The organism is Verrucomicrobiota bacterium, from assembly GCA_037139415.1.
In the GTDB taxonomy this organism is placed as follows: Bacteria; Verrucomicrobiota; Verrucomicrobiia; order Limisphaerales; family Fontisphaeraceae; genus JBAXGN01.
In genome coordinates, this window is sequence record JBAXGN010000306.1 from 1 (window position 1) to 5,290 (window position 5,290).

The window sequence follows — 5,290 nt, forward strand, 5'->3', positions numbered from 1 at the left end:
CCCACGGATAAAAAAATCACCGAAAACAGTTGCAAAAATTAACACCGTTGCTGGTCAAACGCCCCAACTTTTCTTGCCAACCCGGAAAGGGTTGCGTCCGGCCTTGGATGCGTCTGCCCGCCAATTTTCCGCCGTGCCCAATTGCCGCAACCGCCTACGGGGTTGTCTGGTCACAGTGCGCGGGATTCCCATGGTAGGCGCGGCCCCGTTTGCCCTTGCCGCGCCAACCATGGTCTCCGGTGACGCAATCCTTGCAGGATTGCCGGGTTGATCGAGGTTTTGTTTTGGAAGGATAACGGCATGGAAGGCCCGGGTGGGTTGCGTGGGGGAAAGGGGGATGCAACTTTGCCGGATTCCACCCCGCAGAATTCCCTGCGGCCCGGTACGGGTTGGGTCCGGCGCAGAGTTCTGCCCCGCACCTCCAGCCGTCCGGACGCCGGGCGCTCCATTGGCGCGTTTCCGCACGTCGCGGCGGACTTTCGCGCAACGGGTGGCGCATTCCGCACTGGAGGCCCGGCAAATTCGCGGGGCGGGCGCGGATTTCCCGCGTGCGGTCCGGATTTTTTCGCCACCCATGGCGCATTTTTGGCCGTCCTATACGGGGTTTTTCGCGGCCAGTGGCGTATTACTGGGCGCCAGCATTTCATTTCCCCCGCCCAGCGCCGCATTTTCCGGTGCCAGGAAATCATATTCCACGGCTAACGGGCCATTTTTCCGGTCCAGAATTTGGTTTCCCCCTGCCAGAAAATCATGTTAGCCCGCCAGGATTTTGTTTCCCCCCGCCAGGAAATGAAATCCCCCTGCCAGGATTTGGTTTTGCCCTGCCAGGAAATCATTTACCCCAGCCGGGAAATGAAATTCCCCAGCCGGAAAATGGTTTTTGCGGGCACAAATTTCCGCCAAAATCACGCAAAAGACTGGTGCCAGACCGCAAATTCCCGCCCCGCAGCCTCCCGGCGGGCATTCGGACGCGCGGGGAAACGCTCGTCACGAGGGGAACGGGGCATGACCTCCGGAAAGGCGTCCAATGAACTCCCTGCACGCTGGTAGTTGACCTGGCGGTTGCTTCACGGTGGCTTATCTTTCCCTGGAATCATTCGTCACCATTTGACAATTAGAATGACCGGGCAATGCGCCGTTGTCAGCGATAGTCTGCAGGCCTTAATGCCTCCGCTGCCAGCGTCCCCAATTGAGCGCGCAACGGAACCACGTTGCCCTTGCCATCCGGATGATTGCGATTGCTCAGGAAAATCACCATGGTTTGCGAGGCGGGATCAATCCACACGCTGGTACCGGTCCAACCTGTGTGACCATACGAACCCACCGGAAACCATTTTCCGCGCGGGCCGGCATGTGGGGAATCAATGTCCCAACCCAGTCCACGCTTATCCTTGACCGCAACGGGACTTTGAATGGTGGTCATCAACCGCACGGTTTCCGGTTTGAGCACCCGCACGCCCTCGAGTATTCCGCCGCCCAGCAACATCCGGGCGTAGCGGGCCAGGTCGGCGGCGGTGGTGAACACTCCGGCGTGTCCCGCCACGCCATCCATCCGGCGCGCGGTGGGATCATGGACGGTGCCACGCAGCATCGCGCCGCCGAACGCCTCGGTGGGTGCAATCCGCGCGCGCTTCTCCGTTGGCGGCAGATAACCGGTATCACGCATGCCCAACGGTTCATAAAAATGACGTGCCACAAACTCATTCAAGGGTTGTCCGCTGACCCGCCGCACGATTTCGCCCAACAGGATGAAATTCACATCGCTATAGCGAAAGGCGGTGGCGGGCGGGGTCGCAGGCTTCTCCTTGAGGGCCAGGCGGATGCCCGAGGCATAATCTTCCGGGCGTTCCCGGCTCGTAAGGCCGGGCGGCAATCCGGCACTGTGGGTCATCAGATGGCGGATGGTGATCGGTTCCCGGCCTTGCCCGGTAAATTCCGGTAGATAGGTTTGCACCGGTGCGTCCAGATTTACGCGTCCCTGCTCGATTAGCCACAGCATCGCCGGCGTAGTGGCCAGGACCTTGGTGAGCGACGCGGCGTCGAAAATCGTATCCACCGTCATGGCCTCCCGCGCCGGCACAACGGCACGCTGCCCATAAGCACGGGCATACACCTGCCCGCGATGTTCCACCCATAAGACGCCGCCCGGCAGGTTGGTTTGGGCGATGGCCTGATTAATGGCGGCATCCATCGCCGCCAGTTTGGCGGGGTCGAATACGGATGTCGGCTGAGTCGCTGGGCCGGGTGGCGCGGCCGGGCGTTTGCTGGAGGTGGAACATCCCGCCAAGCCGACAAGGACGATTAGCAGGCAAAACAAGGCCCGGTAACGTTCCAGCAACTTGGGTACGCCAAAGTCTGATTTACGCCTCATGCTTGCCGCCACGCGACCACCCCGCCCACCACGGTGGCAGTGGCTTTGCCCTTCAGGCGCCAGCCGTGGAAGGGGCTGTTCTTGGATTTGCTCGCGCTTTCGGAGCGGTCATACACCCACTCGTGGTTGGGATCGAACACTGTCACATCGCCATCCGCCCCCACCGCCAGCGTACCCTTCTTGAGCCGCAACAGCCGGGCCGGGTTGACCGTGAATTTGGCCAGGAGATCCAGCAACGAAACGCGCTTGCTGTGGTACAACTGCATGAGCGAGAGCGGCAGCTCGGTTTCCAGTCCGGTGATGCCAAACGGCGCGTAATCAAACTCCACTTCCTTCTCATACCCGCAGTGCGGCGCGTGATCACTGCCGATGATCTCGATGGTGCCATCCGCCAGCCCTTCCAGAAGGGCCTCGCGATCACGCCACGACCCAAGGGGCGGATTCATCTTGAAATTGGTGTCATAAACGGGCCACACCGGCAGAGGCGTTGGCTGCCCTGCCGCCAGCGCCTTGCCATCTTCGGCCCAGAAATGGTCGCTGCCCGCCACGGCGGCATCCGTCAGCGTAAAATGATGTGGGCACGCCTCGCCGGAGATGGGCACCCCGCGTTTTTTGGCATCGCGGAGGAGCGCCACGCTGCGGGCGGAACTCAAATGCTGGCAATGGATGGTGGCCCCGGTGGTCTCCGCCAGCAATATGTTACGTGCGACGATCACTTCCTCGCCCAACGAAGGCCAGCCGCGCAACCCGAGCAGCGCGCTCCAATACCCTTCATGCACCACGCCGTCGGTCACCAGCGCATAATCCTGGCAATGATCCATCAGCGGCAGATCAAACATTTTGGCGTACTCCATCGCCCGGCGCATCAGTTCGTTGTTTTGGATGCAATGGCCGTCATCCGTGATGGCCACCACGCCCGCCTGTTTGAGCGAGCCGATGGCGGCCAGCTCTTCCCCGGCAATGCCCTTGGACATGGCACCCGAAACATAAACATTCACTTTGGCCTCGCGCGCGCATTTCTCATGGATCAGCGCCACCGTCGCCGCGTTGTCAATGGCAGGAACGGTATTCGGCATGCACAGCACAGAGGTGAACCCGCCGCGGGCGGCGGCCTCGGTGCCGGTGGCGATGGTTTCCTTGGCCGACTGGCCGGGCTCGCGCAAATGCACATGCAGGTCAATCAAACCGGGGCAGACCACTTTGCCGGTGGCGTCCAGCCGCGGAATATCGGCGGGAAACTTCATGGACGACGGCGCGCCAACGGCCGCAATTTTGCCATCCAGAACGAGCACATCGGCCGTTTGGTCAAAACGGCTGGCGGGGTCGAGGACACGTCCGCCGGTAATCAACAGCGAATTCATGGCCACGATGATACAAGGTCAGGCATTGACAAGGCAAGTTACTTAGCTAACATATTCGCCGGTTGCGGGCGTAGTTCAATGGTAGAACGGAAGCCTTCCAAGCTTCACACGTGGGTTCGATTCCCATCGCCCGCTCCACTTCAAACGAATCCGGTGAATAAATTACTGCTAACACTTTCAATTTTGTCAGTGCCGTTTTGGTGTGTTTAAGGGGGTTAAAAACACCCGTACAAACCTTCACTCTTCATTTCGCATTCCACTTCGTTTGTGCCTTCCGACAGTCTCACGACTAAGGGTTGACCCGCACGACTCATGATGGGGTGAAGACCCCATAGCAAAGGTGCCAGCGGGTGTTACCTTACCTGCATGAATATGATATTACTCATAGTGGTTCTGCTCCTTCTGTTCGGTGGTGGCGGGTTTTACATGGGGGGCCCGGTTTATGGCGGTGGCGGGCTCGGCCTGATTCTAGTGATCTGCCTCATCATTTATTTCATGGGCGGATTTCGCGGCTCGAAGCGATAGGTGGCAGGGAAGCAGGCGGACCAAGGCATGATGGGCAACAGCGTGGATGTCGTCATCCATGTTGAAGCCGGTTTCCATAAGCCCGCACCGGTTGTTTTATGAAGACGAAGATCATCCTCCCGCTGCTTGCGGCGATGTTATCGGTCGCTTGCGTTGTGACCGGCTGCCAATCGCCAAAGGCCAGGCCCCCCATGGACACCGGTGCTGTGCCATCGACGCGCAACAATTGCTATAGCCTGCTCCACCAACTGCTGAACGACCAAAAGAATGTCAGCCTGCTGCGCTTCATTAAGAGGGAACAGGAAGATGTCAAAACCCTTGTCAAGAAGATTGCCGCCAACTCCGCCACGGGCGCAAAACTCTTGGAGGAATTGGCCCGGCACGATCCTTCGATCAACCTGGACGACATCCGGCTTCCCCCCGGAGAGGCCGCCACTCGCGAAGCGATTGCTTCCACCAAACAGAAAGAACTGTTGAGTCAAACCGGCGGCGAATTTGAACTGAGCCTGCTCTTAACCCAGGCCGAGGCGCTGAGTTATGCCTCGCACCTGGCGAAGGTCGCCGGCGAAAACGAATCGCAGCCCGAACGCGCTCGTGCGCTGGCCGGCGTGAGTGCGGATATGGCGAACCTCTACCACGAGGTGTTTGTGCTATTGCTGTCGAAGGTAAAATGATCTGCGCCGTGAAAGAGTGAGTGAATTATATGAACAGTATCAGAAATGGTGCCGGAAACACTCGCTCAGGCCGAATAGGTTGAGGGAATTCAATCAGATCGCGAAGGAGGAATTAGAAATTAGGTTGGGACTGCATTTCCGACATGACTTGCTAGGCGCGAATGGGAAGGCGAAGAGAGGCTGGAAAGGAATGGTAGTGGGAATTGGGAATAATTAAGAATGAGTCTTGGAAGTCCGGAGTAAATGCTGGGGATAAACAACCAAGGCAATGGGAAGGAATTCAGTGCTCCCAACGCGCAGCCTCACGAGGCTATAAATATTTTCGTGTAAGTGGCCGACGATAGCTGAGAGGATAAGAA

The 5,290-nt window shown here is 58.8% G+C and carries 4 protein-coding genes and 1 tRNA gene; 3 read left to right on the plus strand and 2 right to left on the minus strand.

Annotated features, from left to right (window positions below; genetic code table 11):
• Positions 1 to 1,141: 1,141 nt before the first annotated feature.
• The gene (locus tag WCO56_28765) at positions 1,142 to 2,371 is read right to left on the minus strand and encodes a serine hydrolase domain-containing protein (protein ID MEI7733594.1); all 1,230 of its coding nucleotides are present in this window, start codon (positions 2,369 to 2,371) and stop codon (positions 1,142 to 1,144) included.
• Positions 2,368 to 3,732, minus strand: a complete 1,365-nt coding sequence (locus WCO56_28770; GenBank protein ID MEI7733595.1) for a dihydroorotase — start codon at positions 3,730 to 3,732, stop codon at positions 2,368 to 2,370. The genes WCO56_28765 and WCO56_28770 overlap by 4 nt, the downstream gene beginning before the upstream one ends.
• A 64-nt stretch (positions 3,733 to 3,796) precedes the next feature.
• On the opposite strand from WCO56_28770, the gene WCO56_28775 reads away from it, so the two are divergent.
• The 3 genes from WCO56_28775 (at position 3,797) to WCO56_28785 (ending at position 4,931) form a co-directional block, all read left to right on the plus strand.
• Positions 3,797 to 3,870: transfer RNA gene (locus WCO56_28775), tRNA-Gly, on the plus strand.
• A gap of 228 nt (positions 3,871 to 4,098) precedes the next feature.
• On the plus strand, positions 4,099 to 4,257 hold the full coding sequence (locus WCO56_28780) for a DUF3309 domain-containing protein (protein MEI7733596.1): 159 nt from the start codon (positions 4,099 to 4,101) through the stop codon (positions 4,255 to 4,257).
• Positions 4,258 to 4,355: 98 nt separating this feature from the next.
• Positions 4,356 to 4,931: a hypothetical protein gene (locus WCO56_28785; GenBank protein MEI7733597.1), complete on the plus strand. Its 576-nt coding sequence runs from the start codon at positions 4,356 to 4,358 to the stop codon at positions 4,929 to 4,931.
• Positions 4,932 to 5,290: the final 359 nt, after the last annotated feature.

Coding starts and splice junctions, on each gene's coding strand:
- WCO56_28785 (MEI7733597.1), top strand. CDS start 4,356: ATGAAGACGAAGATCATCCTCCCGCTGCTTGCGGCGATGTTATCGGTC.
- WCO56_28780 (MEI7733596.1), top strand. CDS start 4,099: ATGAATATGATATTACTCATAGTGGTTCTGCTCCTTCTGTTCGGTGGT.
- WCO56_28765 (MEI7733594.1), bottom strand. CDS start 2,371: ATGAGGCGTAAATCAGACTTTGGCGTACCCAAGTTGCTGGAACGTTAC.
- WCO56_28770 (MEI7733595.1), bottom strand. CDS start 3,732: ATGAATTCGCTGTTGATTACCGGCGGACGTGTCCTCGACCCCGCCAGC.